The organism is Streptomyces sp. NPDC051822 (genome assembly GCF_044452745.1).
GTDB lineage: Bacteria > Actinomycetota > Actinomycetes > Streptomycetales > Streptomycetaceae > Streptomyces.
This window is the reverse complement of the sequence record NZ_JBITBZ010000001.1, coordinates 338,329-363,862: the sequence shown is the minus strand read 5'-3', so window position 1 is coordinate 363,862 and position 25,534 is coordinate 338,329. Positions and strand designations below refer to the sequence as shown.

Here is a 25,534-nt window from a genome sequence, read left to right as displayed (position 1 = left end):
GCCGTAGCGGGGGCCGTACGCCGGTACGGGATAAAGTCGTCGCCACGGCACACGGAAGGCATGGCGAGTTGATCTACGGCGCAATGAAGTTCTCCCTCGGAGGGTCCCTGAAGCTTGCCTTCAGGCCCTGGGTGGAGGGTCTGGAGAACGTGCCCGCCGAGGGTCCCGCGATCCTGGCGAGCAACCACCTGTCGTTCTCCGACTCCTTCTTCCTGCCCGCCGTCCTCGACCGCAAGGTCACCTTCATCGCCAAGGCGGAGTACTTCACCTCGCCGGGCGTGAAGGGCAAGCTGACGGCCGCCTTCTTCAAGGGCGTCGGCCAGCTCCCGGTGGACCGTTCGGGTGCGCGGGGCGCGGGCGAGGCGGCCATCAAGGCCGGTATCGACGTCATCGAGAAGGGCGGGCTCTTCGGGATCTACCCCGAGGGCACCCGCTCGCCCGACGGGCGGCTCTACCGGGGCAAGCCCGGCGGTCTGGCGCGGGTGGCCCTGGCCACCGGCGCGCCGGTGATCCCGGTCGCCATGATCGACACCGAGAAGATCCAGCCGCCCGGCAAGGTCGTCCCCAAGCTGATGCGGCCGGGGATCCGGATCGGCAAGCCGCTGGACTTCACCCGCTACCAGGGCATGGAGGGCGACCGCTTCATCCTCCGCTCGGTGACCGACGAGGTCATGTACGAGATCATGAAGCTGTCCGGCCAGGAGTACGTCGACATCTACGCGACCGCCGCCAAGCGGCAGATCGCGGACGCGGAGAAGGCGGCCAAGGAGGCCGTCAAGGCCGAGATCGCGGCCCGGGAAGAGTCGGGCGCGTAAGGTCCCGGGCCGGGGAAGAGTCCGGCGCGTGAGCACGGGGGCGTAGGAGTCCGGCGGGCAGGCCGGGCACGCAGGAGTCCGGCGGGTAGGCCGGGCACGCAGGAGTCATGCGGGTTAGGCGTCCCTCGCGGGACGTCCGGGGGTGGGGGAGATGGCCAAGCGCGAGCGTGTCGTGCGCATGTCGGTCGAGCAGCCGTTGTGGCGGGCGCTCACCGGCTACCGCGTCCTGACGATGGTCTACGCCGTCCTGCTGTTCGCCTTCGGGCGGGAGCGGTACGAGCGGCCCTGGGTCGCCGTCGCCTATCTGGCGGTGATGTGCGTCTGGACCCTCGCCACCCTCCCCAAGGTGGCGAACGCGGCCAGCTGCACCAAGCGCTTCCTCGGCGTCGACCTCACCGTCGCCCTCGTCGGCATCCTCCTCACCCCCCTCGCCGACGCCCACGCCCAGACGATCGACGGCCCCACCCTGCCGTCGATATGGACCGCGGGATCCGTCCTCGCGTTCGCCATCAAGGGCGGCTGGCGCTGGGCCGGCGTCGCCTCCTCCGTCGTCGCCGTCGCCAACATCGTCGAGCGCGGCCATCCCAGCCGGGACACCTTCCACAACGTCCTGCTCGTCTGGGTGGCCTCCATCGCCATCGGATACGTCGTCGAGGTCGCCCGCGCCTCCGAGCGCACCCTCGCCCGCGCCCTGGAGATCGAGGCCGCGACCCGGGAGCGGGAGCGGCTCGCCCGGGACATCCACGACAGCGTCCTCCAGGTCCTCGCGATGGTGCAGCGGCGCGGCACGGCGCTCGGCGGCGAGGCCGCCGAACTGGGCCGGATGGCGGGGGAGCAGGAGGTGGCCCTCCGCACCCTCGTCGCGGGCGGACTGACCCGGCCGAGCCTGGTCTCCGAGGACGAGTCGGAGGGGGCCGTCGTCCGCGTGGTCGAGGTCGAAGACCCGGACGACGGCACTCCCGTCGACCTGAGGGTCTTCCTCGCGCCGCGCGCCGGGGCCCGGGTCACCCTCTCCGAGCCGGGCGCGCCGGTCCTCCTGCCGCCGCCCGCCGCCCGCGAGCTGGCCGCCGCCGTGGGCGCCGCCCTGGACAATGTGCGGGTGCACGCGGGGGAGGACGCCCAGGCCTGGATCCTCGTCGAGGACTGGCCGGACGAGGTGATCGTCACCGTCAGGGACGACGGCCCCGGCATCCCGGAGGGCCGCCTCGCGCAGGCGGAGGGCGAGGGCCGGATGGGCGTCGCCCTCTCCATCCGGGGGAGACTGCGGGAGCTGGGCGGCACGGCCGAGCTGGTCTCGGTACCCGGCCAGGGCACGGAAGTCGAGTTGAAGGTTCCACGGGGGAAGGCAGGACGAGGAAGATGAACGAGCAGCGGGCCGAGCGGCCGATCAGGGTGATGGTCGTCGACGACCATCCGATGTGGCGGGACGCGGTCGCCCGCGACCTGGCCGAGGCGGGCCTCGACGTGGTGGCCACCGCGGGCGACGGCGAGCAGGCGGTGCGCCGTGCCGGGACGGTGACCCCGGACGTCCTGGTCCTGGACCTGAACCTGCCGGTGAAGCCGGGCGTCCAGGTGTGCAAGGAGCTGGTCGGCAGCCGGCCCGAGCTGCGGGTCCTCGTCCTCTCGGCGAGCGGTGAGCACGCCGACGTCCTGGAGGCGGTCAAGTCCGGCGCCACCGGCTACCTCCTCAAGTCGGCCAGTACGGAGGAGCTGATCGACGCCGTGCGACGGACCGCGGTCGGCGACCCCGTCTTCACCCCCGGTCTCGCCGGTCTGGTCCTCGGCGAGTACCGCAGGCTCGCGTCCGAGCCCGTCCCGGCGACGGGCGGCGACGAGCCGAAGGCCCCGCAGCTGACCGAGCGCGAGACGGAGGTCCTGCGGCTCGTCGCCAAGGGGCTCAGCTACAAGCAGATCGCCGAGCGGCTCGTCATCTCGCACCGCACGGTGCAGAACCACGTCCAGAACACCCTGGGCAAGCTGCAGCTGCACAACCGGGTGGAACTCGTCCGGTACGCCATCGAGCGGGGCCTCGACGACGCCTGAGTCCCGGGGCCGGGCACGCCGACGGAAGGGGTCGTATATTCGCGAGGAGTGCGGACATGCGGCCCATCACCGTCCTGAGGGGAATCTCGTGGAAATCCTGGCCTTCGGCGTGCAGGCGGACGAGAAGCCCCTGATCGAGAAGGCGTTCGCCGGCCACCACGACGTCCGCTGTCTGAGCGTCTTCCTCAGCGAGGACACCGCCCCCATCGCGGCCGGCTACGAGATCGTCTCCACCAGCGTCAACGCCAACCTGAACAACCGGGTCCTGCAGACCCTCGCCGCCGGCGGCACGCAGATGATCGCCCAGCGCTCGACGGGCTTCAACAACATCGACCTGGAGGTCGCCGAGCGCCTGGGCCTCACCGTCGCCCGCGTCTCGTCCTACTCGCCGTACTCCGTCGCCGAGTTCGCGTGGACCCTCGCCATGGCCGTCAACCGCCGGATCGTCCGCGCCTCCAACCGCACCCGCGACTTCGACTTCCGGCTCGACGGACTGATGGGCCGTGACCTGCGGGGCCGTACCGTCGGCGTCCTCGGCACCGGCAAGATCGGCGAGGCCTTCACCCGGATCGCCCACGGCTTCGGCATGAACCTCCTCGGCTGGGACGTCGCCGAGAACCCCGCCTGCCTCGCACTCGGCATGACGTACGTCGAGAAGGAGCGGCTCCTCGCGGAGGCCGACCTCATCAGCCTCCACGTGCCGCTGCTCCCCTCCACCCAGCACCTCGTCGACGCCGCCGCGCTCAAGATCATGAAGGACGACGCCATCCTGGTGAACTCCAGCCGGGGCGGCCTCATCGACACCGACGCGCTGGTCGTCGAACTCCGGGGCGGACGCTTCGCCGGTGTCGGCCTCGACGTCTACGAGGCGGAGGCCGGGCTCTTCTTCCTCGACAAGTCCCTGGAGGTCGTCGAGGACGACACCCTGGCCCGCCTGGTCACCTTCCCCAACGTGGTGGTCACCTCCCACCAGGCGTACTACACCGTGGACGCGGTCGGCCAGATCATCGACACCACGGTCCGGAACGTCCTCGACTACACCGCGGGGCGGCGCAGCGAGAACGTCCTGGTCCCGCGAGCGTTCTAGACCAGCACCCCGGCGAGGAGCGAGGCGGTCAGCGCGGCCCCTTCGAGCGTCAGGACGGACTCGGGGTGGAACTGCACCCCGGCGAAGCCCGGCCCGCGCAGCGCGTGCACCTCGCCGGTCTCCGCGTCCCGGCTCACCTCGATCCGGTGCAGCGCCAGCTCCGTCGCCGTCCGGTCGTCGCAGCGGGCGGTGAAGCTGTTGTAGAAGCCGACCGTCCGCTCCTGCCCGAACAGGTCGATCCGCATCTGGGCCCCCTGGAACGGGGTCCGCTTGCGGACGATCTCCAGGCCCAGTTCGGCGGCGATCAGCTCGTGCCCGAGGCAGACGCCGAGGAGACCGTGCCGGTGGTCCCGTACGAGGTCGGCCGTCAGACCGCGCAGGAAGCGCATCTTGGGGTCGGCGGCGTCCGAGGGGTTCCCGGGCCCGGGGCCGAGGACCACCGGCCCCTCGTGGGTCAGCGCCAGCTCGCGCAGCCCCGGCTCGGCGTAGCGGAGCACCGACACGTCGAGGCCCGAGGAGCGCAGGACGTGCGCCAGCATCGCCGTGAAGGTGTCCTCGGCGTCGATCACGAGCGCGTGGCCCGACAGCTCCGCCGACCGGACCTGCATCTTCAGCCAGAACGGCGCCAGATCGGCCCGCCGCGCGTCCAGGGCTGCCCGCACCCGCGGATCGTCGGCGAGTAGGGCGGGGGCCGGGGCGGCGCCGTCGGACGGCCGTCCCTCCCGTACCCCGAGGGCGGTGAGCACACCGGCCGCCTTCGCATGGGTCTCCGCGACCTCGCCCGCCGGGTCCGAGTGCCGGACGAGGGTCGCGCCGACCGGCACCCGCAGCCGTCCGGCGGCGTCGATGTCGGCCGTCCGGATCAGGATGGGCGAGTCGAGCGTCTGGGCGCCGCCCTCGTCCGTGCCGAGCAGGGCGAGCGCCCCCGCGTAGTAGCCGCGCCCCCCGGCCTCGTGACGCTCGATCACCCGGCAGGCGTTCTGCACGGGCGAGCCGGTCACGGTCGCCGCGAACATCGTCTCCCGCAGTACCTCCCGCACGTCGAGCGAGGATCGGCCGCGCAACTCGTACTCGGTGTGCGCGAGATGGGCCATCTCCTTCAGGCGCGGGCCGATCACCACCCCGCCCATGTCGCCGACCGTGCACATCATCTTGAGCTCCTCGTCGACCACCATGGAGAGCTCCTCCGTCTCCTTCCGGTCGGCGAGGAAGTCGAGGAGGCCCTCGGCGGTGGGGGCGGTCCCGGCCGGGTAGCGGTACGTGCCGCTGATCGGGTTCATCACGACCGTGCCTCCCGACATCCGGACGTGCACCTCGGGGCTCGCCCCGACGAGCGTCCGGTCGCCGGTGTGCACCACGAAGGTCCAGTACGCGCCGCGCTCGCCGGCGAGCAGCCGCCGGAAGAGCGCGAGGGCGTCGGCCCGGCCGAAGCCCGGGATCTCGCCGGTGTACGTCCGCCGGATGACGAAGTTCGCGCCCTCGCCGGAGCCGATCTCCTCGTCGATGACCCGCCGCACGGTCCCCGCGTACTCCTCGTCGGAGACGTCGAACCCGCCGCCCTCGACGGTCACGTCGTGCGCGGGCAGCTGGGCGAGTGCCTCAGCGAGCGGCAGCTCGTACGTCTCGTCGGCGACGAGCACGGAGAGCGGGGTGCCGTCGTCCCGCACGTCGAAGCCGCGCTCCCGGATCTGCCGGAACGGCACGAGCGCGAGCGTCGGCAGCGGGCCGACGGGCAGCTCGGCGAGGCGCTCGGCCTCGTGGACCCGGCCGATCAGCACCTCGACGGTGTCGTGGACACGGCCGGGGGTGCGCCTGCGGAGCACGGCGAAGGGCGGGCAGGAATCGTCGAGGAGACGGGAGAGGTCCATGGGGCGGGTCGGTTCCTTCCGGGAGGACTACGGAGAGGAGGGGAGCGGCCCGGGTACGAGAAAAGGCCGCCCCTCGGGCGGCCTTCGCGTGTCAGTCGGTGTACGCGCGATCAGTGGGCCGCCGGATGAGCGGTCCACCACCAGTTCTGGATCTGAGGCGCGAACATGCGAGCACTGTAACCCGACGGGACACGGAAACGGGGCCCGGTCCGCACCGTGGACGGTGCGAGCCGGGCCCCGAGGCCGTCGGACTACCCGATCAGAAGATCAGGTTGTAGCTCTGCCAGCCCGGACCGACCTGCACGCGCGGGGCGTACGGGGCGGTCGCGCTGCCCGTGCCCTTGTACAGCCACAGGACGCCGGAACCGTCGCGGGCCACGAAGTCCACCTTGCCGTCGCCGGTGAGGTCGCTCGGTCCCACGATGCTGTCGTAGATCTTCCAGCCGGTGCCGACCTGGACGCGGGGGGCGTACGGGGCGGTGGCGCTGCCGCTGCCCTTGTACAGCCAGATGATCCCGTTGGCGTCGCGGCCGATCAGGTCCGGCTTGCCGTCGGAGGTCAGGTCGCCGGTGCTGACGATGTTGTTGTAGATCTGCCAGCCGGTGCCGACCTTCACGCGGGGCGCGAACGGTACGGCCGGGGTGCCCGTCCCCTTGTACAGCCAGATGACGCCCGACTTCTCACGGGCGATCAGGTCGGCCTTGCCGTCACCGGTCAGGTCGCGGACGCCCATGATCTGGTCGTAGACCTGCCAGCCGCCACCGGTCCTCAGCCGCGCCTTGAACGGCGCGGAGGGGTTGCCGCTGCCCTGGTAGTACCAGAGCACGCCGGAGGCGTCGCGAGCGACGGCGTCACCGGTGCCGTCGGCGTGCAGGGCGGTCATCGCCGTGACGGCGTTGTAGACCCCCCAGCCACCCCCGACCCGGTACCGGGTCAGGAACGGGGCGGCGGCGCTGCCGGTGCCCTGGGACTGCCAGAGGACACCGGAGGTGTCACGGGCGAGGAGGTTGTAGCGGTTGTTCGCGGGGACGGGGGGCAGGGTGGCGACTTCCTTGATGTCGCTCGCCTTCACGAACCCCAGGCGGTGGTTGTAGCGGATTGGGATGAAGACGTTGGTCGTGCCCGCGACCCGGGTGCCGTCGACGTTGAACGCGCTGGAGTAGTAGTCGCCCGCCACGGGGTCGCCGGCCTTGGTGTACAGCTGGCCGGCGGGGATGCTGTACCTCGTCAGCGACTCGTTGTTCCTCGACTGGACCGGGACACCGGTTCCTGCGTAGGCGGCGTCCTCGGGGTACGCGCGGCCGTACACCGGGATCGAGGTCGCGCCGTCCTTGGCGGTGATCGCGTTCTTCACGCCGACGACGGCCGTGTACTGGCCACCGGGGTTGTGGAACCAGGCCTTCTTGCCGCCGTACCAGATCGCGGTCCAGTCGCTCCGGGACTCGGCGACGACATGGGCGCTGCCGGCCGTGACCTTGTTCGCCCAGTTGGAACCGTACTGCCAGCCCTCCGTGAAGTACGGGTCGGTCAACGCCTTGGTCTGGTCGGCCACGGGCTCCGAGTAGAGGTACCCGAAATTGACCGGCAGCGGGATGGTCGTCTTGGTGACGAGCACCCCGTCCACTTTCTCCCTGTACTTCATCGCCTGCTGGTTCGCCGACGTGAACGGGGGGACGATCCGCACCAGCTGGCCGGGCTGGAGGAGACCGCCCGCGTTGCCGGCACCGGTGGGGGCGCCGAGCAGCTGCATGAAGTGGTTCCAGTCCCAGAACGGGCCTGCGTCCCAGTGGTCCTGGGTCAGGGCGTCGTGGACGCTCGGGGCTTCGTCGTGCCCGATGACGTGCTCGCGGTCCAGCGGAATGCCGTACTTCGCGGCCACGAACTTCACGAGGTTCTTGGAGGACTCGTACTGCGGCTCGGTGTACCAGCCGCCGTCGCCCTTGATCGCGTAGCCCTCGTGCTCGATGCCGATCGAGTGCATGTTGATGGTCTTGTTGTTGGCGTGGAACGCCTCGTTCTTGGTCTCGACCATCTGGGTCACGCGACCGTCGGCGCGCACGATGTAGTGCGCACTCGCCCACGCGTTCGGGGTCTTGAAGACGTTGACGGCAGCGTCGTGACTGCCCTCGATGTCATGGATGACGATCTGGCGGACGTCGAAGCCACCGCTGCCGTTCGGGGTACGGCTGGCGATGTTGTAGTTGCCCAGGTCCTCCGAGTAGAGGGCGGGAGTGAAGGTGCAGGCCACGGTGGTCGGGCATTCGGCCGCCGGAGTCTCGGTCGTGCTCGCGAAGCTCGCGGCCAGCGGCACGTTCGACGGCTTGACCGGCTCCACCGAGGGGTCCGCCGGCAGGACGACCTGCTCGCCGTCCGCCGTGATCTCCTGCTCACCCGTCTTGATGGACTCGAAGACGCGCTGCGCGAAGACGTCGGAGCCCTTCCGGTCGGACTGGCTGAAGCGGGCCACGGCCGGGTACCAGGCGCCCGGGTCGTCGGACAGCTCCGCGCCCGCCTGCTTCTGGTACTCCGCGAGCAGCGCGGCACCCGCGCGGATCGACGCGGCGCTGTCCTTCTGGACGGTGTCGGTCGAGCCGTCGATCAGCTCGGCGGCCTTGTCCAGGGTGTGCAGCTTCGGGTCGTCGGTGTCGACGGTCTCCTTGGGGAGCGACGCCAGCACCTTCTTCTTGTCGATCTTCTTGTCGATCGACGGGTCGCCCGTGCCGTTGATGAGGTGGGCGAGGTCCTCGCCCGCGTCCTCCTCGATGTCCTCCGGGTCGACCTTCGTCAGACCCATCACGTTGTACGCGCCGGAGACGCTCGGCAGCCCGTCGTGCGACTCCCACCGCGTCTGGCGGTACGACACCGCCATCAGCACGCTCTGCGGCACATCGAACTCGCGCGCCGCGTTTGCGAACTGCGACTGCAGGGAAGTGTCCCCAGCAGCCTTGCCGTCGTCCGCCGCGCCCAGGAGGCCCGGGGAGGCGACCGCGATGGTGCCGATCGTGGCCGTGGCGACGACAGCTGCCGCCGCTCCGTACAAGAGTCGTTTCTTCTTGCGGTCCCTGCGGTGCCTCTGGGTCACGCCCACCCCTGTAGTTCGACTGTGAACTTGTTGAAACGGGCCAGAGGGTAACACCACCCCAAGGCGTGAAGATCACCCTCGGACATTTCGGGCGCGCGTCTCAGCCACTGGTCAGGGGGACAGGACCGGACGAAGAACCCCGTAATGTGGTGGTCGTGACCGTGAACGCTGATTCCCACGCCGTCGCCAAGGCGACCTGGCGAGACCTGCCCGCGGCGCAGCAGCCCGAGTACCCCGATGCCGAGGCTCTGCGCGACGTGATCGCGGACCTCGAGTCGTATCCTCCGCTCGTCTTCGCCGGCGAGTGCGACCAGCTGCGCGCCCGGATGGGAGCCGTCGCCCGTGGCGAGGCGTTCCTGCTCCAGGGCGGCGACTGCGCCGAGGCCTTCGACGCCGTGTCCGCCGACCACATCAGGGCCAAGCTCAAGACGCTGCTCCAGATGAGCGCCGTCCTCACCTACGCGGCCTCCGTGCCCGTGGTGAAGGTCGGCCGCATCGCCGGCCAGTACTCGAAGCCCCGCTCCAAGGGCACCGAGACCCGCGACGGCGTGACTCTGCCGACGTACCGGGGCGACTCGGTCAACGGCTTCGCCTTCGACGAGAAGTCCCGCATCCCGGACCCCGAGCGCCTGAAGCGGATGTACAACGCCTCCGCCTCCACGCTCAACCTGGTGCGCGCCTTCACCACCGGCGGCTACGCCGACCTGCGCCAGGTGCACGCCTGGAACCAGGACTTCGTCAAGGCGTCCCCCTCCGGACAGCGCTACGAGCAGCTGGCCCGCGAGATCGACAACGCGCTGAACTTCATGAAGGCCTGCGGCACCGACCCGGCCGAGTTCAAGGCCGTCGAGTTCTACGCCTCCCACGAGGCGCTGCTGCTCGACTACGAGGGCGCCCTCACGCGTACGGACTCGCGCACCGGCAAGCTGTACGACACCTCCGGCCACATGGTCTGGATCGGTGAGCGCACCCGCCAGCTCGACCACGCCCACATCGAGTTCGCCTCGCGGATCGCGAACCCGATCGGCATCAAGCTGGGCCCGACCACCTCGGTGGACGACGCGCTGACGTACATCGACCGTCTCGACCCCGACCGCGAGCCCGGCCGGCTGACCTTCATCGTCCGCATGGGCGCCGACAAGGTCCGTGACAAGCTCCCCGAGCTGGTCGAGAAGGTCACCGCCTCCGGTGCGGTCGTCGCCTGGGTCACCGACCCGATGCACGGCAACACCTTCGAGGCCGCCTCCGGCCACAAGACGCGCCGTTTCGACGACGTGCTGGACGAGGTCAAGGGCTTCTTCGAGGTCCACAAGGGCCTCGGCACCCACCCGGGCGGCATCCACGTCGAGCTCACCGGTGACGACGTCACCGAGTGCGTCGGCGGCGGCGACGAGATCTTCGTCGACGACCTGCACCAGCGCTACGAGACGGCCTGCGACCCGCGCCTCAACCGCAGCCAGTCCCTCGACCTGGCGTTCCTGGTGGCGGAGATGTACCGCGATCAGTAAGTAGGTACCTACGACGACGGGGCGCGGATCCATGTGATCCGCGCCCCATCGTCGTATCCAGGGCTTTTACGGTCCCGCCGTGCCGGGTAAGGTTAGGTTAGCCTTATCGATCACGACGGGAGGTGAACCGCGTTGTACGTCTGCTCATGCTTCGGTGTGACGGAGAAGCAGGTCAAGGAGCATGCGAGCGCGGGCGCCTGCACGCCTCGCCAGATCGCCTCCGCCTGCAAGGCCGGCACGGACTGCGGTTCCTGCGTCCGTCGTATTCAGGCCATTCTCGGCCGCGGCAACTGCCCCCGGCGCGAACTCCTCGACCAGGGCGTTCCCGCGCTGACCGCCGAGCCCGCCGTCGTCGGGGAAGTCGTACAGCTCGGGGAAGCCGCCTAGCTCGGCTGCTCGATGAGCGTCGAGATGTACAGCGCCTCGCCCAGGGACTCGATCAGCTCCAGCTGCGTGTCCAGGTAGTCGATGTGGTGCTCCTCGTCGGCGAGGATCTCCTCGAAGAGGTTCGCCGAGGTGATGTCGCCCTTGGCGCGCATGACCTCGACACCGCGCTTGAGGCGGTCGATCGCCTCCACCTCGACCTGCCGGTCCGCCTGGAACATCTCGGTGATGGTCTGGCCGACCCGTACATGGAAGAGCCGCTGGTAGTTGGGCAGACCGTCGAGCATGAGGATGCGCTCGGTGATCTTGTCCGCGTGCTTCATCTCATCGATGGACTCTTCGCGGGTGTACTTGGCGAGCTTCGTCCACCCCTTGTTGTCCTGGATGCGGTAGTGCAGCCAGTACTGGTTGATGGCCGTCAGCTCGCCGGTCAGCTGCTCGTTGAGGAACTCGAGGACCTCGGGGTCGCCCTGCATCGCAGAGGCTCCTTCCACGTTACGTGTTTATGCCGTCACTGGGCAGGATGGCCGCATCCTCGCACCCCGAATGGGGGGCGTCCAGTAAGTGCAGGCTTAGTGGGAGTTGCCCGAATCCCCTGGTGGGCAAGGTCTCCTGGTCATGACCACCCCTCGCCGTCTGTCACCATGGATGGCATGGGTCAGCCGGAGAGCGGAGTACACCGGGAAGCGGGGCAGCCGGATCGTTCACCGGACCTTCCGCCGGGTCAGCGGCTCCAGCGCGGCTGGCCGGTCACCCATTACGGGCCCGTCCCCAAGTTCAAGCCGGACCGCTGGGAGTTCCGTGTCTTCGGGGCGACGGCGGACGGTGACAAGCGGTGCTGGAACCACGAGGAGTTCTCGGCGCTGCCGTTCTCCACGGTCGTGGCCGATCTGCACTGCGTCACGAAATTCAGCATGCTCGGGGCCGAATGGGGTGGTGTCGCCGCCCGGACGGTCCTGGACCTCGCGCCGCCCGCTCCCCAGGTCACGCACGTGATGGTCTGGGCCGAGTACGGCTACAGCGCCAACATGCGGCTCGCCGACTTCGCCGCGGACGGCACGATCTTCGCCACCCACAAGGACGGTGAGCTCCTCACCGCCGAGCACGGCTTCCCGCTGCGGCTCGTCGTCCCCCACCTGTACGCCTGGAAGGGCCCGAAGTGGGTCCGGGGCGTGGAGTACATGGCCGCCGACCGCCGGGGCTTCTGGGAGGAGCGCGGCTACCACAACCTCGGCGACCCCTGGAAAGAGCAGCGGTACTCGTACCAGGAGGAACCGGGAGACGGCCCGGAACTGTAGGGCTGTGTTGTCGATCGGCCCCTAGGGGCTCCGGACCGTCCGCAGGCCTTTTGGCCGGTTCTTTTCGGTCAGTGGTGGTACTGGTGGACCACCGCGTGGCCCTTGCCGCGGCCGATCATCCACTTGTTGATCGGCGTGGTGATCACGAAAGCGGCGGCGAGCGCGATGGCGAGCACGATCCAGAAGAACGGCTCCGAGAGGTGCGCGTCCATGGCGCCGGGCCAGAGGGCGAGCACGCCGTTGTCGATGGTCTCCATGACCGCGATGGAGAGGGTGTCGGCGGCGAGGGCCACCTTGAACGCCGTCCTGAAGTCGACGCCGGCGACCAGGATGCCGCGCAGGGTGAGCGCGTAGCCGAAGAAGAAGGCCAGGGCGATCGCGAGGATCATCGTCTCCATGTTCCCCCAGCCGAGCGAGGTGCCGATGACCATGCCGAGCACCTCGCCGATGGCGCAGCCGGTGAGGCAGTGCAGCGTGGCCTTGGCGGCCATGGCCCAGGAGACCTTGCCGGAGTGGCCGGAGTGGCCGGAGTGCTCGTGGCCGGCGTGGTCGGCGTGAGCGTTGTGGTCGTGGTGGGTGTGCGCGTCGTGGTTCATCGGGTGCCCCCCATGCCGGGTAGCGGTTCCTGCCGTTACAGGAACCGTATACCCCCTAGGGGTATTCCTCAACGGGAAACGGCGTCCCTGAGCTTCTTCAGCAGTTCCACGTCCGCGAGATGCCCGTCCTTGCCGCCCGGCGTCTCGATGACCAGCGGCACGCCGTCGGTCGCCGGATGGCGGAGAAGGTTCCGGAAGCCGTCCTCCCCGATGTGACCCACGCCGATGTTCGCGTGCCGGTCCTTGCGCGCGCCGACCACGTCCTGGGAGTCGTTGGCGTGGATCAGCTTCAGGCGGCCCTCGCCCACCGTCGCCACCAGCTGGTCGAGGGTCTGCGTCGCTCCGTGCGGGCCGGTCAGGTCGTGGCCGGCGGCGAAGATGTGGCAGGTGTCGAGGCAGACGCCCAGCTTGGGGTGGTGGTCGAGCGCGTCGAAGTACGGGCCGAAGTCCTCCGCGCGAGAGCAGAGCGAGAAGCCCTGCCCGGCCGTCGACTCCAGGAGCAGGTACGGATCGTCCTCGTGCGTCAGCTCGTCGAGGAGCGGCAGCAGCCGCTCCCGCACCTGGGCGAGCGCCACCGCGCGGGGGCGGCCGCCGGTCGCCGAGCCGGTGTGCACCACCACGCCCTTCGCGCCGATCTCCCGGCCGCGCCGCAGCGAGTGCCGCATCGACTCCACCGACTTCTCCGCGGTGGCCTCGGTGTGCGAGCCGAAGTTGATCAGGTACGGGGCGTGCACCCAGGCCGAGATCGACTCGGCCTCGCACTCCGCCCGGAACCGCTCGTCCTGGGCCGGGTTGCCGACCGGGGTGGCCCAGCCGCGCGGGTTGGCGACGAAGACCTGCACGGTCTCCGCGCCCAGCTCGCGGGCGTAGCCCAGACCGGTCGTGGCGAGCCCACCGGCCACGGGGACATGGCCGCCGACGGGATTGCGCATCGGTTTCTACAGTCCCTTGATCGTGATCGTGACGGTGGAGCCCTCGGGAGCGGTGGAGCCGCCCTCCACGGACTGGCTCGCGACGGTGTCGCCGAGGTAGGGGAAGGACTTCTTGACCTCCACCTCGAAGCCCGCGTCCTCCAGGGCCGTACGGGCGTCGTCGGCCTTCTCCCCGGTGACGTCCGGGACCTCGACCTGCTTCGGGCCCTTGGAGACGGTGAGCGTGATGGTGTCGCCGTCGGCGGCCCGGCTGCCCTCGGCGAGGGACTGCGCGGCAACCGTGCCGGCGGCCTCGGGGGAGTGGATCCGCTCCGGGGCGACGCGGACGGTCAGCCCGTCCTCCTGGAGCAGGGCCGTGGCGTCCGCGACGGTCTCGCCGGTGACGTCGGGTACGTCGATCGGCGCGCCCCTGCTGACCAGCAGGGCGACGGCCGAGTCGGGGGCGCGCTCGGTGCCGGGCTCGGGGTCGGTGCCGATCACGGAGCCCTGCGCGACGGACTCGCTGAACGCGGTGGTGATCACCCCGGGCAGCAGGCCCTCCCGTTCGAGGGCGGCCTTGGCCTCGGTGAGCGGCTTGTTCCTGAGGTTGGGCACCTTCACGACCTCGGGGCCGCGGGAGAGCGTCAGGGTGACCGTGTCGTTGTCCCGGATGCGCTCGCCCGGTGCCGGGTCCACGGCCATGACGGTGCCGCGCTCGTACACCTCGCTGAACGCGCGCTTCGTCGTGCCGACCTCCAGGCCGGCGTCGGTGATCCGCTGCGTCGCGGCGGCCTCGGTCTGGCCGAGGACGGCGGGGACGCGGGTGAACTGGCCGGAATTGATGTACCAGACACCGGCGCCGAGACCGAGCGCGAGCAGGACGGCGGCGACCACGAGGAGCGGGCCGCGCGGCGGGCGCCTGCGGGCCGTGGACGCGGGGGGCTCCGGCGCGGGCAGCCGGTTCGTGTGGAGGACCTGCTGTGCGTCGTCCGCCCCGGCCGCCGGTACGGGCCGGGCGATCACGCTGGTCCGGTCCTCGGCCGTGTCCCTGGCCTCGGACCGCGCCTGCGGGGGCACGGCGTCCAGCTGGTCGTCGCCGAGCGCGGCGCGGGCCTCTCGGAGAAGGGCGAGCAGGGCGACGGCGTCGTGCGGACGGGCCTCGGGGTGACGGGCCGTGGCCGCCGCCACCAGCTCGTCCAGCTCCAGGGCGAGCCCCGGGACGGCGGCGGAGGGGGCGGGCACGTCCGTGTGGAGGTGCTGGTAGAGGACCTGCGCGGGGGTGTCGCCGGCGTGCGGCTTGCCGCCGGTCAGCATCTCGTACAGGACGACACCGCAGGCGTACACGTCGGCGCGGGTGTCGGCGGTGCCGTGCTCGATCTGCTCGGGCGCGAGGTACGAGACCGTGCCGAGGACCGAGCCGGTGGTCGCGGTCGCCGAGCCCACGGCCCGTACGAGACCGAAGTCGGCGACCTTGACCCGGCCGTCGTCCCCTATCAGCACGTTCTCGGGCTTCATGTCGCGGTGCACGAAGCCGGCCCGGTGCGCGGCGCCGAGCGCGGCGAGCACGGGCTCCAGGATGTCGAGGGCGGCCCGGGGCGCGAGGGCGCCGCGCTCGCGCAGCACGTCACGGAGGGTGCAGCCCGCGACGTACTCCATCGCCAGGTAGACGTACGCGCCCTCGGCGCCCTGGTCGAAGACGCCGACGACGTTCGCGTGCGAGAGCCGGGCGACGGACTTCGCCTCGCGGATGAAGCGCTCGACGAAGGCCGCGTCGGTGGCGAGGGCGGGGTGCATCACCTTGAGCGCGAGGACGCGGTCGAGGCGGGTGTCCACGGCCCGGTAGACCGTGGCCATCCCGCCGACGGCGATGCGCGCGTCGACGCGGTAGCGGCCGTCGAGCAGCCGCCCGACGAGGGGGTCCTGGAGGGTCGTGTCCACGACGACGAGTCTACGAGCCGGTCGGCGGGGCCTCGGCCGGGTGGCCCCGACTGCGACGGAGCTGTGACGAGCTCCGCACCCCCGCCCCCCCCCGCCGTCCGCGTCAGAACGCCGGGCGTTCCGGGTCCAGGGCGGGTCGGCCCTCCATCGGGGAGGACGCCTCCGCGAAGTGGCGGCGGGGGATGCGGCCCGCCCGGTGGGCGAGGCGGCCCCCCTCCACCGCGTGCCGCATCGCCGCCGCCATCAGGACCGGCTCCTGCGCCCGGGTCACCGCCGATGCCAGCATCACCGCCGCGCAGCCCAGCTCCATCGCGAGCGCCGCGTCCGACGCGGTGCCCGCCCCCGCGTCGAGGATCACCGGCACCCCCGCGCGTTCCGCGATCAGCTGGAAGTTGTGCGGGTTGCGGATGCCGAGCCCCGAGCCGATCGGGGAGCCGAGCGGCATGATCGCCGCGCACCCCGCGTCCTCCAGCTTGCGCGCCAGGACCGGGTCGTCGTTGGTGTAGGGGAGGACGGTGAAGCCGTCGTCGACGAGGGTCTCGGCCGCGGCGAGGAGCTCCTCCCCGTCCGGCAGCAGGGTCCGCTCGTCGGCGACGACCTCCAGCTTGATCCAGTCGGTGCCGAGCGCCTCCCGCGCGAGCCGGGCGGTCAGGACCGCCTCCCCTGCCGTGAAGCAGCCCGCCGTGTTGGGCAGGACCCGGATGCCGAGCCGGTCGAGGACGGAGAGGACCGAGCCCTGGACCGTCGGGTCCAGGCGCCGCATGGCGACCGTCGTCAGCTCCGTACCGCTGGCGATCAGCGAGCGCTCCAGGACGTCGAGGCTGGGTGCCCCGCCGGTGCCCATGATGAGGCGCGAGGTGAACTCCGTACCCCCGAGGGTGAACACGTCGTCGGACATCGCGCTCAGCCCCCCTGCACCGCGGTGAGGACCTCGACCCGGTCGCCCTCGCCGAGCGGCGTCGCCGCCCACTCGCCGCGCGGCACGACCGTCTCGTTGAGGGCGGCGGCCACCCCGGAGCGGGACGTGGTCAGGGTCGCGACGAGGGCGTCGAGGGTGAGGGGGCCGGAGAGCTCGCGCGGTTCTCCGTTCACGGACACGTTCATGCGGGCTGCTCCTGACGTACGGGGAGTGCGGGGGAGAAACGGCGGGGGGTGAAGGGGCGCGCCTCGTCCGGGAGGACGCCCGTGGTGAGCACCTCGGCCATGACGTCGCCGGTGACGGGGGTGAGGAGGACCCCGTTGCGGTAGTGGCCGGTGGCCAGGTGGAGGCCGGGCAGAGCGGTGGGGCCGAGCAGCGGCGCGTTGTCCGGGGAAGCGGGGCGGAGCCCGGCGAGGGTCTCGGTGAGCGGCAGTTCGGTGAGGCCGGGGACGAGTTCGTGGGCGTCGCGCAGCAGCTCGTACACCCCGCCCGCCGTCACCGTGGTGTCCCAGCCCAGCTCCTCGCTGGTGGCGCCGACGACGAGCTCGCCGTTCGCGCGCGGCACCAGGTAGACGTGGCTGCCGCGGACGACGGCCCGGACGGTCCGGGAGAGGAAGGGGGCGTACGGGGCCGGCACCCGCAGCCGCAGCACCTGGCCCTTCACGGGGCGGACGGGCGGCAGGACCTCGGCGGGCACGCCCGCGAGCCGCCCGCTCAGGCTTCCGGCGGCGAGGACGACCTGGTCGGCCGCCAGTTCCCGGCCCCCGGCGAGCACGGCACCGCGCGCCCGGTCCCGTACCACCGTCAGGCTCTGCGCGAGCGCGCGGTGGAAGACCACCCCGGCCCGTTCGCAGGCGACGAGGAGCGCGGCGGCGAGCCGGCGCGGGTCGACCTGGTGGTCGCCGTCGACCCGCAGCCCGCCCCGCACCCCCGGGGCGAGCATCGGTTCGAGGCGGCGGCACTCGCGGCCGCTGAGCCACTCGGAGGTGAGCCCGCAGCGGGTCTGCAGGGCGTGCAGTTCGCGCAGGTGGGCCCGGTCGTCGGCGTCGAGGGCGACGGCGAGGGTGCCGCAGGCGCGGTAGCCGACGTCGTGGCCGGTGAACTCCTCCAGCTCGGCGACGAACGCGGGATAGCGCGCGGCGGAGGCGAGGTTGAGCCCGAGCAGGGTCTCCTCGCCGTAGTGGAGTTCGGTGACGGCGGCGAGCATCCCGGCCGCGACCCGTGCGGCGCCGCCGCCCGGGTCCGGGTCGACGACGGCGGTGCGCAGTCCGCGCCGCGCGGCCCGCCAGGCCGTGACCAGACCGATGATGCCGCCGCCGACGACGAGGACGTCGGCGGTATCGGTGGCACGGGTAGCGTCAGTGGCTCCACTGACATCGGAAGAACGCATGGGCGTCCAGCCCCTCCCTTCGCCGGCATGACCCGGATCAGGTTCGTACGGTCGGAGGCCGTCCCAGCCTCCCTCTCAGCCCGGTGCGTCCGGGCTCCCGCGAGTGCTTTACGCCCGCCAGACTAACCGCAGGCCCTTTCGGGGCCCAGGCCCCTCCCTGGCTGACGGTGTGTCAGGAACGTAAGGTGGGCGGGTGAGCGAGCAGAAGCAGGCCCAGCAGCATGTCGTGATCGTCGGCGCCGGGATGGCGGGCGTGCAGACCGCCGTCGCCCTGCGCGAACAGGGCTTCACCGGCCCCGTGACCCTCATCGGGGCCGAGTCCCACCAGCCCTACGACCGGCCCCCGCTCTCCAAGGCCATCCTCCTCGGCAAGGCCGAGGACTCCGCCTTCGACGTCGACTTCGAGGACCTCGGCATCGAGCTGCGTCTCGGCCTCGACGTCACAGGGCTGCGCGCCGCCGACCACGAGATCGACACCGAGGCGGGGCCCGTCCCGTACGACATCCTGGTCGTCGCCACCGGGGCCCACCCGGTCACCCTGCCCGGCACCGAGGGCGTCCCCGGGGTCCACCTGCTGCGCACCCTCGACGACGCCGTGCGCCTCGGCCCCGTCCTGGAGCGCCGCCACGCCGTCGTGGTCGTCGGCGCGGGATGGATCGGCGCCGAGTTCGCCACCGCCGCGCGCGAGGCGGGCTGCGCCGTCACCGTCGTCGAGGCCGCCGACCGCCCCCTCGCCGGCGCCCTGCCCGCCGAGGTCACCACCCCCATGGCCGAGTGGTACGGGGCCGGCGGCGCCGAACTCCTCACCCACGCGCGCGTGCACTCCGTCGAGCCGGGCGCGCCCGGCCGGGTGGTCCTCGCCGACGGCCGCGAGCTCCCCGCCGACGCCGTCGTCGTCGGCATCGGCGCCCGCCCCGCCACCGACTGGCTCGCGGACTCCGGCATCGCCCTCGACCCCAGCGGCGCCGTCACCGCCGACGAGCGGCTGCGCACCTCCCTGCCCGACGTGTACGCCGTCGGCGACTGCGCCTCCTTCCCCTCCGCCCGCTACGGCAAGCGCCTCCTCGTCCACCACTGGGACAACGCGCTCCAGGGCCCCCGCACGGTCGCCGCCACGATCACCGGGGCCGACTCCGGGCCGTACGACCCCGTCCCGTACTTCTGGTCCGAGCAGTTCGGCCGCTTCGTCCAGTACGCCGGGCACCACGCGGGCGCGGACGAGCTGCTGTGGCGCGGCGACCCCGCCGGTGAGGCCTGGTCAGCGCTCTGGCTGCGCGCCGGGGTGCTCGTGGCCCTCCTCGCCGTCGGCCGCCCCCGCGACCTGGCCCAGGGCCGCAAGATCATCGAGACGGCCACCCCCGTGGACCCGGAGCGCGCAGCCGACCCCTCCGTACCCCTGAAGGCGGCGGTCCGGTAGGGCCCGGGTACCGGCTGTCGGTCCGGGATGGCAGGCTTGTCCTGTGACCGAGATTGACGTAAAGATCGATGCGCTCGTCCCCGCCTGGCTCTACGTGCCCGACATCGCGGAGATGCTCGATGTCGAGGTGACGCGCGTGCGGCAGCTGATCAAGGAAGGTCAGCTCATCGCCGTGCGCCGTGGAGAGAACAACGCCCTGCAGATTCCCGCCGCCTTCATCCAGGGCGACAAGATCGTCAAGGGCCTCGTCGGGCTCCTGACCGTGCTGCGGGACGACGGCTTCACCGACGAGGAGATGCTGGAGTGGCTCTTCACTCCGGACGAGAGCCTGCCGGGCACGCCCGCGCAGGCGCTCAACGAGAACCGCGGCACGGAGGTGAAGCGCCGCGCCCAGGCGCTCGCCCTCTGAGGCACGCACGCACCAGGACACCATCAGCGGGTGTCGCGGCGACCGGCCCCCTCACGGGCCGGCCGCCGCGGCGCCGGCGACACCGACGGGGGGAACCCACCCATGCCCACGCCTCGTGAGCGGCTCGCCGACGCCCGGCTCTACCTCTGCACCGACGCCCGGAAGCGCCAGGGCGACCTGCCCGCCTTCCTCGACGCCGTGCTCTCCTCCGGCGTGGACATCGTGCAGCTCCGCGACAAGGGCATGGAGGCCGGTGAGGAGCTGGAGCACCTCGCCGTCTTCGCCGACGCCGCCCGCCGGCACGGCAGACTGCTCGCCGTGAACGACCGGGCCGACGTCGCCCACGCCATCGGCTCCGACGTGCTCCACCTCGGCCAGGGCGACCTGCCCGTGCCCGCCGCCCGGGCGATCCTCGGCGGCCCCGACGACGTACTGATCGGCCGTTCCTGCCACGCCGAGACCGAGGTGGCCGCGGCCGCCGCGGAACCGGGCGTGGACTACTTCTGCACCGGCCCCTGCTGGCCCACCCCCACCAAGCCCGGACGGTACGCGCCGGGCCTCGGTCTCGTGCGGTACGCGGCCGGGCTGGCCCAGGACCGGCCCTGGTTCGCCATCGGCGGCATCGACGAGACCAACCTCGACGAGGTCCTGGACGCGGGCGCGCGCCGGATCGTCGTCGTCCGCGCGATCACCGAGGCCGACGACCCGGCCGCCGCGACGGCCGCCCTCGCCAAGCGGGTACGGGAGCGCGCGGAGGCCTAGGAAGTGTCCTGCCGGCGCACCCGGAGGGGCCCGCGAGGACGTCCACCGGGCGTCCCCCCGGCGTCCGGCGGCGTGCCCGGCGGGGTGTCCGAAAAGGTGTCCAGCACTCGGACGCCGTTTACGCGGCTTCCCGGACCGCGTCTAACCTGCCCGTATGGCCCTTGGTACCGCTTCCGTCCGCTCCGACCGCGCTCGCACGGTCCGCGACATCCTCGCCTCCGGCGGCACGTCGTACTCCTTCGAGTTCTACGCGCCCCGGACCGAGAAGGGCGAGCAGGGCCTCTGGAACGCCATGCGGCGGGTCGAGGCGGTCGGACCGAGCTTCGTCTCCGTGACCTACGGCGCCGGCGGCTCCACCCGCGGCGGCACCGTGAAGGCCACCCAGAAGATCGCCTCCGACACCACGCTCACCCCCGTCGCGCACCTCACGGCCGTCGACCACTCGGTGGCCGAGCTGCGCAACGTCCTCGGCCAGTACGCCGACGCCGGCATCCGCAACATGCTCGCGCTGCGCGGCGACCCGGCGGGCGACCCGCTGGGCGAGTGGGTCGAGCACCCCGAGGGCGTGCGGTACGCGGCCGACCTCGTCCGGCTGATCAAGGAGTCGGGCGACTTCTGCGTGGGCGTCGCCGCCTTCCCCGAGATGCACCCCCGCTCCACCGACTGGGACACGGACATCCGGCACTTCGTGGACAAGTGCCGCGCGGGCGCCGACTACGCGATCACCCAGATGTTCTTCGATCCGGAGAACTATCTGCGGCTGCGCGACAGCGTCGCGAAGGCGGGCTGCGAGACCCCGATCATCCCCGAGGTCATGCCCGTCGTGAACGTGAAGACCCTCGACCGGCTGCCCCAGCTGAGCAACGCGCTCTTCCCCCCGGACGTGAAAGAGCGCATCCTCGCCGTCAAGGACGATCCCGCCGCTGTACGCTCCATCGGTATCGAGTTCGCGACGGAGTTCTGCGCGCGGCTGCTCTCCGAGGGTGTCCCCGGACTGCACTTCATCACGCTGAACAGCTCCACCGCGACGCTCGAGATCTACGAGAATCTCGGACTGCACCAGCAGTCGTGACCGGTCGTACCCGCCCCGACCCGCGGCGGTGACCGTGGAGAGGGGCGGCGGGGCATGGGGTGGACGGTCCTCTACATCGCGTTCGGCGTGGTCGCACTGTGGCTGCTGGGGGAGGTGCTCCTCCAGTACAAGGCACGGCTGCGCTGGCGGGTGCTCGCCTTCTGCGGCTTCCTCGGCGTGGTCCTGGGCGTACTGCTGCCCTCGGTGGCGGTCATCATCGCGGGGGCGGTCGCGTTCGCCGTCGGCCAGACCTATGTGACGCTCTCGTTCCGCCGCGGCTTCTCCACCGGCTGGGCGATCGGCGGCAACCCGGGTGCGAGCCGTCGCCGCCGGTCCGGTGGGGCGGCCAAGGCCGGGCCCACCCTCGAGGTCACCGAGCTCTCCTACGACGGCCAGGACCCCGCGTACGCCGTGCCGGACGAGGCCGGCCTCCACGCGGCCGCCGAGACCACCCCGGTCTACGAGCCGCTGCCGATTCCCGAGGACACCGGCCAGTACGCGGTCTACGGCGGCGCGCACCAGGGCGCCGGTCAGGGCGGCGGGTGCGAGCCGCAGCAGCCCGCCTACGACCCGTACGCCCCCGGCTACGAGCAGCAGCAGCCCGCCTACGACTACGGCGCCGCCGCCGGGCAGCAGCAGTACGCCGCCTACTCCGACCCGTACATCGGCCCGGGCACGGACGGCCAGCAGTACGGCTCCTACTACGGCGACCCCTACGCCCCCTCGTACACCTACGACACGCCGCCCGGCGGGGTCTGGGTCCCGCAGCAGCGCGACGCCGAGCCGGCGCCCCAGCCGCCGCAGCAGCAGCCGGACGCCCCGGGCCCGTACGGCTACGAGCCGCACCCGGACGACCAGCAGCAGTACCGGTACTGAGTGACCGTGAGACGGGAGAGGCCCCGGCGCATCGCGCCGGGGCCTCTCCGCGCTCACCGCGAGCCGCGGAAGTCCGCGCCCTCCACGATGAATCCCGCCACGAGCGCGCCCGACATGCCCGCGTGCGCCAGCCCGCCGCCCGGATGGGACCAGCCGCCCGCGAACCAGAGGCCCGGCAGCGGGGACCGGTTGGCGGCCGGGAGCAGCAGGCCGTCGGCCCCGGCGAGCGCCGGTCCCGGCACCTCGGCGGCGCCCGTGTCCCGCCGCACGTCCTCCGGGGTGCGGACGTGCCGCCAGAGGAGCCGCTCGCGCAGCCCCGGGACCGCCCGTCCGGCCGCTTCGACCATCCCGTCGGCGAAGGCCTCCCACGCGCCCGCGTCCCGCTCCGGAGACGTGCGGACGGTCGCCGTGACCGTCACCGGCTCGTGGTCCGCGTCGGGGCGCAGCGCCGGGTCGTCCGGGCGCAGCACGGTCACCGTCGGCCGATCGCCGTCCGCGTGCACGACCGTGCGGTGGACCGCCGCCGACTCGCGGGGGCCGCGCAGCGCCAGACAGACCGTCACCCGGCTCGTGCCGAGCACCTGATGGCGCGGCCGGCCGTCGCTCTGCGGGGGGAGGGCCGGCACCGGGGCCCCGGAGACGACGTGGTCGGCCTCGACGATGTCGCCTCCGGCCGGCCGGACGCCGACCGCCCGGCCGTGCTTCTCCAGGACTTCCTCCACGGGCGTGTCGAAGACGAACTCGACACGCCGCTTCAGGCACCGCTCGTACACCGCGTCCGCGAGCGCCCGCAGCCCCCCGCCCACGTACCAGCTGCCGAAGGTCTGCTCCATGTACGGCAGGACGGCGGCCGCGGCCGGGGCGGTCGCCGGGTCGAAGCCGTACGTCCACGCGTACGCGTCGAGGAGGGCGGCCAGCCGCGGGTCGCGCAGCTCCCGCGTGCCGATCCGCGCGAGCGTCGTCGTCGGGCGGCGCAACAGGCCCGGCTTCAGGGCCGGGTACGGCTCACGGGCCAGCGGCGCGGGGTCGGCCGGCTGGGGCTCCTCGAGGAGCGGGCGGCGGGTGCGGTCCCAGGCCTCGCGAGCGCGGACCAGGAAGTCGCCCCAGCGCTCGCCCGCTCCGGCTCCCAGGGCCGCGTCCAGGGCGGCGACCGTGCCGGCCCGGGAGGCGTTCGGCAGGTCCACGCGGGTGCCGTCGGCGAAGACGTGCCGGCTCGCCGGGTCGACCTGCGTCAGCGCGACGCACTCCTCGAGGGGCTCCTTGCCGGTCTTCACGAACAGGTCCCGGTACACGGCGGGCAGGTGCAGCAGGCCGGGGCCCGTGTCGAAGGCGAACCCGTCCCGCTCGAAGCGGCCGACCGCGCCGCCGTACGTCGCGCCCCGCTCGTACACCGTCACCCGGTGGCCCGCCACGGCCAGCCGGGCCGCCGCCGCCATGGCGCCGAGTCCCGCGCCGATCACCACAATCCGTGCCATGCCGGCGACTCTATCCGGCCCCTCGGACACTGCCGGAAGGCCGGTCGGACGTGGGTCGGGGAGCCGTCGGAGAATGGTCGGCGAGCGGTGGGGGAGCGGTCGGCCGTCGGCGGAGGGCCGGTCAGAAGTGCTCGGAGCCGTCCTCCGACGGTGGTCGCGAGCGGGCCCCGGCCGTCACGTCCACGAGCCGTCTCTCCTCCCGGCGCTGGGACCTGCGGCGCAGGAAGCGGCGGATCCGTTTCGCCAGGAAGACCAGTATCGCCAGACCGAGGGCGAGCAGGACGGCCGCGATGACCGCCGCCGCCACCGGGTTGAAGATCGCGAAGGTGACGATCGCCGCGACCCCGAGGTCCTCCGCCAGGCTCAGCGCGACGTTGGTGAACGGCTCGGGCGAGGTGTTGACCGCCATCCTCGTCCCCGCCTTGACGAAGTGGCTCAGCAAGGCCGTCGAACCGCCGACGGCGCCCGCCGCCAGCTGGGGCAGCGAACCGTCCTGCCCGGCGAGCAGGGCGCCGACGACGGCCCCCGAGACCGGCCGGATCACCGTGTGGACCGAGTCCCATATCGAGTCGAAGTACGGGATCTTGTCCGCCACCGCCTCGCACAGGAAGAGCACGCCGGCGACGACGAGGACATCGGTGCGCTGCAAGGACTCGGGCACCTCGTCGGTGAGCCCGGTCGCGCCGAAGACGCCGAACAGCAGGACCACCGCGTAGGCGTTGATCCCGCTCGCCCAGCCGCTGGTGAACACCAGGGGGAGTACGGACACGCCCGCGATCGTAACCAGGACTGAGTACCCGTACCTAGGGGTCGAGATGAGTAGATGCGCGGATGGGCCGGGGAGCCCCCGCGGGAGAGAGTGGAGTCACGGAAGGGGCGCGGCTCCGGCACCGCCGGCACGGGGCTGCGGAACGGGGCCGCGCACCTGACGGCACGGGGGTGCGTGATGGAAGAAGCCGGTGCGGCGAGGCTCGGGGGGATCGAGCCTCGCCGCACCGGTCTTTTCGTGATCTGCGCGCGATCCGCGCGCGCGTGTCGCCGTCCGGCCGAGGCACGCGCGCGTGCTGTTCGCTACCTGCCGCCGCCCACCCGGCCGTGCAGCAGCCGCGAGAGCGCCGCGTGCACGTCGTCGAGCGACCGCTCGCTCTGGAAGGCCTGCCAGTCGAGGGCCGCCACGAGGACCATGCCGACGAGCGCCGCCGCCGTCAGCTGCACGTCGATGTCCTCGCTCAGCTCACCGGCCTCGACCCCCTCGCGCAACACCCCCTCGACCACCGCGACGGCCTCCTGGCGGACCACGAGGAGCGTCGAGTTCCAGGCCCTGTTGGTGCGCCAGAGCTCGGCCACGTACAGCTGGGTGAAGGCCGGGTAGCGGTCGATGAAGACGAGGCCCGCCCGGATCATCGCGTCGAGCGCGTCGACCCGGCTCCCGCCGCGCTCGGCGGTCTCCTCGGCCGCCGAGCGCAGCGAGGCCGTGAGCAGCGACACGCCGTGGCGCAGCAGCTCCTCGAAGAGCTCGGTCTTGCTCTTGAAGTTGTAGTAGACCGTGCCCTTGGCCACGCCGGCCCGCTCGGCGATCTCGTCCACCGTCGTCGCGGAGAAACCCTGCTCCGCGATGAGGGTGACGGCCGCCTCGTAGAGCTTCGCGCGCGTGGCCTGGCGTCGGGTGCTGCTGCTGTCCATG

The 25,534-nt window shown here is 72.0% G+C and carries 25 protein-coding genes and 1 riboswitch; of the genes, 12 read left to right on the top strand and 13 right to left on the bottom strand.

The window, feature by feature from the left end; genetic code table 11:
* Positions 1 to 68: 68 nt before the first annotated feature.
* The 4 genes from ACIA8N_RS01650 (at position 69) to ACIA8N_RS01635 (ending at position 3,945) form a co-directional block, all read left to right on the top strand.
* Positions 69 to 815 carry a lysophospholipid acyltransferase family protein gene (locus tag ACIA8N_RS01650; RefSeq protein ID WP_365777031.1) on the top strand — a complete coding sequence of 249 codons (747 nt, stop codon included), beginning with the start codon at positions 69 to 71 and terminating at the stop codon, positions 813 to 815.
* A 151-nt stretch (positions 816 to 966) separates the two neighbouring features.
* A complete protein-coding gene (gene macS / locus ACIA8N_RS01645) occupies positions 967 to 2,178 on the top strand; it encodes a MacS family sensor histidine kinase (protein WP_365777029.1) in 1,212 nt (403 codons plus the stop codon).
* Positions 2,175 to 2,858 (top strand): response regulator transcription factor, encoded by a 684-nt coding sequence (locus tag ACIA8N_RS01640; RefSeq protein ID WP_365777027.1) that lies wholly within the window; start codon positions 2,175 to 2,177, stop codon positions 2,856 to 2,858. The genes macS and ACIA8N_RS01640 overlap by 4 nt, the downstream gene beginning before the upstream one ends.
* Positions 2,859 to 2,946: 88 nt before the next feature.
* Positions 2,947 to 3,945: a 2-hydroxyacid dehydrogenase gene (locus tag ACIA8N_RS01635; RefSeq protein WP_365777025.1), complete on the top strand. Its 999-nt coding sequence runs from the start codon at positions 2,947 to 2,949 to the stop codon at positions 3,943 to 3,945.
* Here ACIA8N_RS01635 and ACIA8N_RS01630 read toward each other — a convergent pair.
* The 3 genes from ACIA8N_RS01630 to ACIA8N_RS01620 form a co-directional block, all read right to left on the bottom strand.
* Complete coding sequence (locus tag ACIA8N_RS01630) at positions 3,942 to 5,813, bottom strand: anthranilate synthase family protein (RefSeq protein WP_365777023.1); 1,872 nt, start codon at positions 5,811 to 5,813, stop codon at positions 3,942 to 3,944. The genes ACIA8N_RS01635 and ACIA8N_RS01630 overlap by 4 nt on opposite strands.
* Before the next feature lie 110 nt (positions 5,814 to 5,923).
* Positions 5,924 to 5,980 carry a trp operon leader peptide gene (locus ACIA8N_RS01625; RefSeq protein WP_071892416.1) on the bottom strand — a complete coding sequence of 19 codons (57 nt, stop codon included), beginning with the start codon at positions 5,978 to 5,980 and terminating at the stop codon, positions 5,924 to 5,926.
* A 92-nt stretch (positions 5,981 to 6,072) separates the two neighbouring features.
* Complete coding sequence (locus ACIA8N_RS01620) at positions 6,073 to 8,895, bottom strand: N-acetylmuramoyl-L-alanine amidase (protein WP_365777021.1); 2,823 nt, start codon at positions 8,893 to 8,895, stop codon at positions 6,073 to 6,075.
* Positions 8,896 to 9,050: 155 nt separating this feature from the next.
* On the opposite strand from ACIA8N_RS01620, the gene ACIA8N_RS01615 reads away from it, so the two are divergent.
* Positions 9,051 to 10,403: a class II 3-deoxy-7-phosphoheptulonate synthase gene (locus ACIA8N_RS01615; protein ID WP_399415445.1), complete on the top strand. Its 1,353-nt coding sequence runs from the start codon at positions 9,051 to 9,053 to the stop codon at positions 10,401 to 10,403.
* A gap of 132 nt (positions 10,404 to 10,535) precedes the next feature.
* A complete protein-coding gene (locus ACIA8N_RS01610) occupies positions 10,536 to 10,790 on the top strand; it encodes a (2Fe-2S)-binding protein (protein WP_365777019.1) in 255 nt (84 codons plus the stop codon).
* On the opposite strand, the gene bfr is transcribed toward ACIA8N_RS01610, so the two are convergent.
* Positions 10,787 to 11,263: a bacterioferritin gene (gene bfr / locus ACIA8N_RS01605; RefSeq protein WP_365777017.1), complete on the bottom strand. Its 477-nt coding sequence runs from the start codon at positions 11,261 to 11,263 to the stop codon at positions 10,787 to 10,789. The two genes, ACIA8N_RS01610 and bfr, sit on opposite strands and share 4 nt — an antisense overlap.
* A gap of 177 nt (positions 11,264 to 11,440) precedes the next feature.
* On the opposite strand from bfr, the gene ACIA8N_RS01600 reads away from it, so the two are divergent.
* The gene (locus tag ACIA8N_RS01600; protein WP_365777015.1) at positions 11,441 to 12,085 is read left to right on the top strand and encodes a sulfite oxidase-like oxidoreductase; all 645 of its coding nucleotides are present in this window, start codon (positions 11,441 to 11,443) and stop codon (positions 12,083 to 12,085) included.
* A 68-nt stretch (positions 12,086 to 12,153) separates the two neighbouring features.
* Here the strand turns inward: ACIA8N_RS01600 and ACIA8N_RS01595 are convergent, their stop codons facing one another.
* The 6 genes from ACIA8N_RS01595 to thiO form a co-directional block, all read right to left on the bottom strand.
* The gene (locus ACIA8N_RS01595; protein ID WP_365777014.1) at positions 12,154 to 12,681 is read right to left on the bottom strand and encodes a DUF4396 domain-containing protein; all 528 of its coding nucleotides are present in this window, start codon (positions 12,679 to 12,681) and stop codon (positions 12,154 to 12,156) included.
* 68 nt (positions 12,682 to 12,749) lie between these two features.
* Positions 12,750 to 13,613, bottom strand: a complete 864-nt coding sequence (locus tag ACIA8N_RS01590; RefSeq protein WP_365777012.1) for a deoxyribonuclease IV — start codon at positions 13,611 to 13,613, stop codon at positions 12,750 to 12,752.
* A 6-nt stretch (positions 13,614 to 13,619) separates the two neighbouring features.
* Complete coding sequence (pknB, locus tag ACIA8N_RS01585; RefSeq protein ID WP_365777010.1) at positions 13,620 to 15,530, bottom strand: Stk1 family PASTA domain-containing Ser/Thr kinase; 1,911 nt, start codon at positions 15,528 to 15,530, stop codon at positions 13,620 to 13,622.
* 103 nt (positions 15,531 to 15,633) lie between these two features.
* Positions 15,634 to 16,428 (bottom strand): thiazole synthase, encoded by a 795-nt coding sequence (locus ACIA8N_RS01580; protein WP_365777008.1) that lies wholly within the window; start codon positions 16,426 to 16,428, stop codon positions 15,634 to 15,636.
* A gap of 5 nt (positions 16,429 to 16,433) precedes the next feature.
* Complete coding sequence (gene thiS / locus ACIA8N_RS01575; RefSeq protein ID WP_030219578.1) at positions 16,434 to 16,634, bottom strand: sulfur carrier protein ThiS; 201 nt, start codon at positions 16,632 to 16,634, stop codon at positions 16,434 to 16,436.
* A complete protein-coding gene (thiO, locus tag ACIA8N_RS01570) occupies positions 16,631 to 17,839 on the bottom strand; it encodes a glycine oxidase ThiO (protein WP_365777006.1) in 1,209 nt (402 codons plus the stop codon). The genes thiS and thiO overlap by 4 nt, the downstream gene beginning before the upstream one ends.
* Positions 17,837 to 17,950: riboswitch (TPP riboswitch) on the bottom strand. (Overlaps the previous gene by 3 nt.)
* 82 nt (positions 17,951 to 18,032) lie before the next feature.
* Here thiO and ACIA8N_RS01565 point away from each other — a divergent pair.
* The 5 genes from ACIA8N_RS01565 to ACIA8N_RS01545 all read left to right on the top strand — a co-directional run bounded on the left by ACIA8N_RS01565 (position 18,033) and on the right by ACIA8N_RS01545 (position 22,375).
* The gene (locus ACIA8N_RS01565) at positions 18,033 to 19,256 is read left to right on the top strand and encodes an FAD-dependent oxidoreductase (RefSeq protein ID WP_365777004.1); all 1,224 of its coding nucleotides are present in this window, start codon (positions 18,033 to 18,035) and stop codon (positions 19,254 to 19,256) included.
* A gap of 43 nt (positions 19,257 to 19,299) precedes the next feature.
* Positions 19,300 to 19,665 (top strand): Rv2175c family DNA-binding protein, encoded by a 366-nt coding sequence (locus tag ACIA8N_RS01560; RefSeq protein WP_030219572.1) that lies wholly within the window; start codon positions 19,300 to 19,302, stop codon positions 19,663 to 19,665.
* A gap of 102 nt (positions 19,666 to 19,767) precedes the next feature.
* Positions 19,768 to 20,427 carry a thiamine phosphate synthase gene (gene thiE, locus ACIA8N_RS01555; protein ID WP_365777002.1) on the top strand — a complete coding sequence of 220 codons (660 nt, stop codon included), beginning with the start codon at positions 19,768 to 19,770 and terminating at the stop codon, positions 20,425 to 20,427.
* Positions 20,428 to 20,581: 154 nt separating this feature from the next.
* On the top strand, positions 20,582 to 21,499 hold the full coding sequence (gene metF / locus ACIA8N_RS01550; RefSeq protein WP_030211497.1) for a methylenetetrahydrofolate reductase [NAD(P)H]: 918 nt from the start codon (positions 20,582 to 20,584) through the stop codon (positions 21,497 to 21,499).
* Between the two features lie 54 nt (positions 21,500 to 21,553).
* Entirely contained in the window at positions 21,554 to 22,375 is an 822-nt protein-coding gene (locus tag ACIA8N_RS01545; RefSeq protein ID WP_365777000.1) for a hypothetical protein, read from the top strand.
* A 53-nt stretch (positions 22,376 to 22,428) separates the two neighbouring features.
* Here ACIA8N_RS01545 and ACIA8N_RS01540 read toward each other — a convergent pair whose 3' ends face one another.
* The 3 genes from ACIA8N_RS01540 to ACIA8N_RS01530 form a co-directional block, all read right to left on the bottom strand.
* Entirely contained in the window at positions 22,429 to 23,850 is a 1,422-nt protein-coding gene (locus tag ACIA8N_RS01540; protein WP_365776998.1) for an NAD(P)/FAD-dependent oxidoreductase, read from the bottom strand.
* Between the two features lie 121 nt (positions 23,851 to 23,971).
* Entirely contained in the window at positions 23,972 to 24,619 is a 648-nt protein-coding gene (locus ACIA8N_RS01535) for a DUF4126 domain-containing protein (RefSeq protein ID WP_365776996.1), read from the bottom strand.
* Between the two features lie 302 nt (positions 24,620 to 24,921).
* Positions 24,922 to 25,533, bottom strand: a complete 612-nt coding sequence (locus ACIA8N_RS01530; protein WP_365776994.1) for a TetR/AcrR family transcriptional regulator — start codon at positions 25,531 to 25,533, stop codon at positions 24,922 to 24,924.
* Between the last annotated feature and the right edge of the window lies 1 nt (position 25,534).

What these genes read in the sequence shown, in the direction of transcription:
- bfr (WP_365777017.1), bottom strand. Translation starts at nt 11,263, where the DNA reads ATGCAGGGCGACCCCGAGGTCCTCGAGTTCCTCAACGAGCAGCTGACC.
- ACIA8N_RS01600 (WP_365777015.1), top strand. Translation starts at nt 11,441, where the DNA reads ATGGGTCAGCCGGAGAGCGGAGTACACCGGGAAGCGGGGCAGCCGGAT.
- ACIA8N_RS01640 (WP_365777027.1), top strand. Translation starts at nt 2,175, where the DNA reads ATGAACGAGCAGCGGGCCGAGCGGCCGATCAGGGTGATGGTCGTCGAC.
- ACIA8N_RS01530 (WP_365776994.1), bottom strand. Translation starts at nt 25,533, where the DNA reads ATGGACAGCAGCAGCACCCGACGCCAGGCCACGCGCGCGAAGCTCTAC.
- ACIA8N_RS01595 (WP_365777014.1), bottom strand. Translation starts at nt 12,681, where the DNA reads ATGAACCACGACGCGCACACCCACCACGACCACAACGCTCACGCCGAC.
- ACIA8N_RS01580 (WP_365777008.1), bottom strand. Translation starts at nt 16,428, where the DNA reads ATGTCCGACGACGTGTTCACCCTCGGGGGTACGGAGTTCACCTCGCGC.
- macS (WP_365777029.1), top strand. Translation starts at nt 967, where the DNA reads ATGGCCAAGCGCGAGCGTGTCGTGCGCATGTCGGTCGAGCAGCCGTTG.
- ACIA8N_RS01540 (WP_365776998.1), bottom strand. Translation starts at nt 23,850, where the DNA reads ATGGCACGGATTGTGGTGATCGGCGCGGGACTCGGCGCCATGGCGGCG.
- thiS (WP_030219578.1), bottom strand. Translation starts at nt 16,634, where the DNA reads ATGAACGTGTCCGTGAACGGAGAACCGCGCGAGCTCTCCGGCCCCCTC.
- ACIA8N_RS01545 (WP_365777000.1), top strand. Translation starts at nt 21,554, where the DNA reads ATGGGGTGGACGGTCCTCTACATCGCGTTCGGCGTGGTCGCACTGTGG.
- ACIA8N_RS01590 (WP_365777012.1), bottom strand. Translation starts at nt 13,613, where the DNA reads ATGCGCAATCCCGTCGGCGGCCATGTCCCCGTGGCCGGTGGGCTCGCC.
- metF (WP_030211497.1), top strand. Translation starts at nt 20,582, where the DNA reads ATGGCCCTTGGTACCGCTTCCGTCCGCTCCGACCGCGCTCGCACGGTC.
- thiE (WP_365777002.1), top strand. Translation starts at nt 19,768, where the DNA reads ATGCCCACGCCTCGTGAGCGGCTCGCCGACGCCCGGCTCTACCTCTGC.
- ACIA8N_RS01630 (WP_365777023.1), bottom strand. Translation starts at nt 5,813, where the DNA reads ATGGACCTCTCCCGTCTCCTCGACGATTCCTGCCCGCCCTTCGCCGTG.
- thiO (WP_365777006.1), bottom strand. Translation starts at nt 17,839, where the DNA reads ATGCGTTCTTCCGATGTCAGTGGAGCCACTGACGCTACCCGTGCCACC.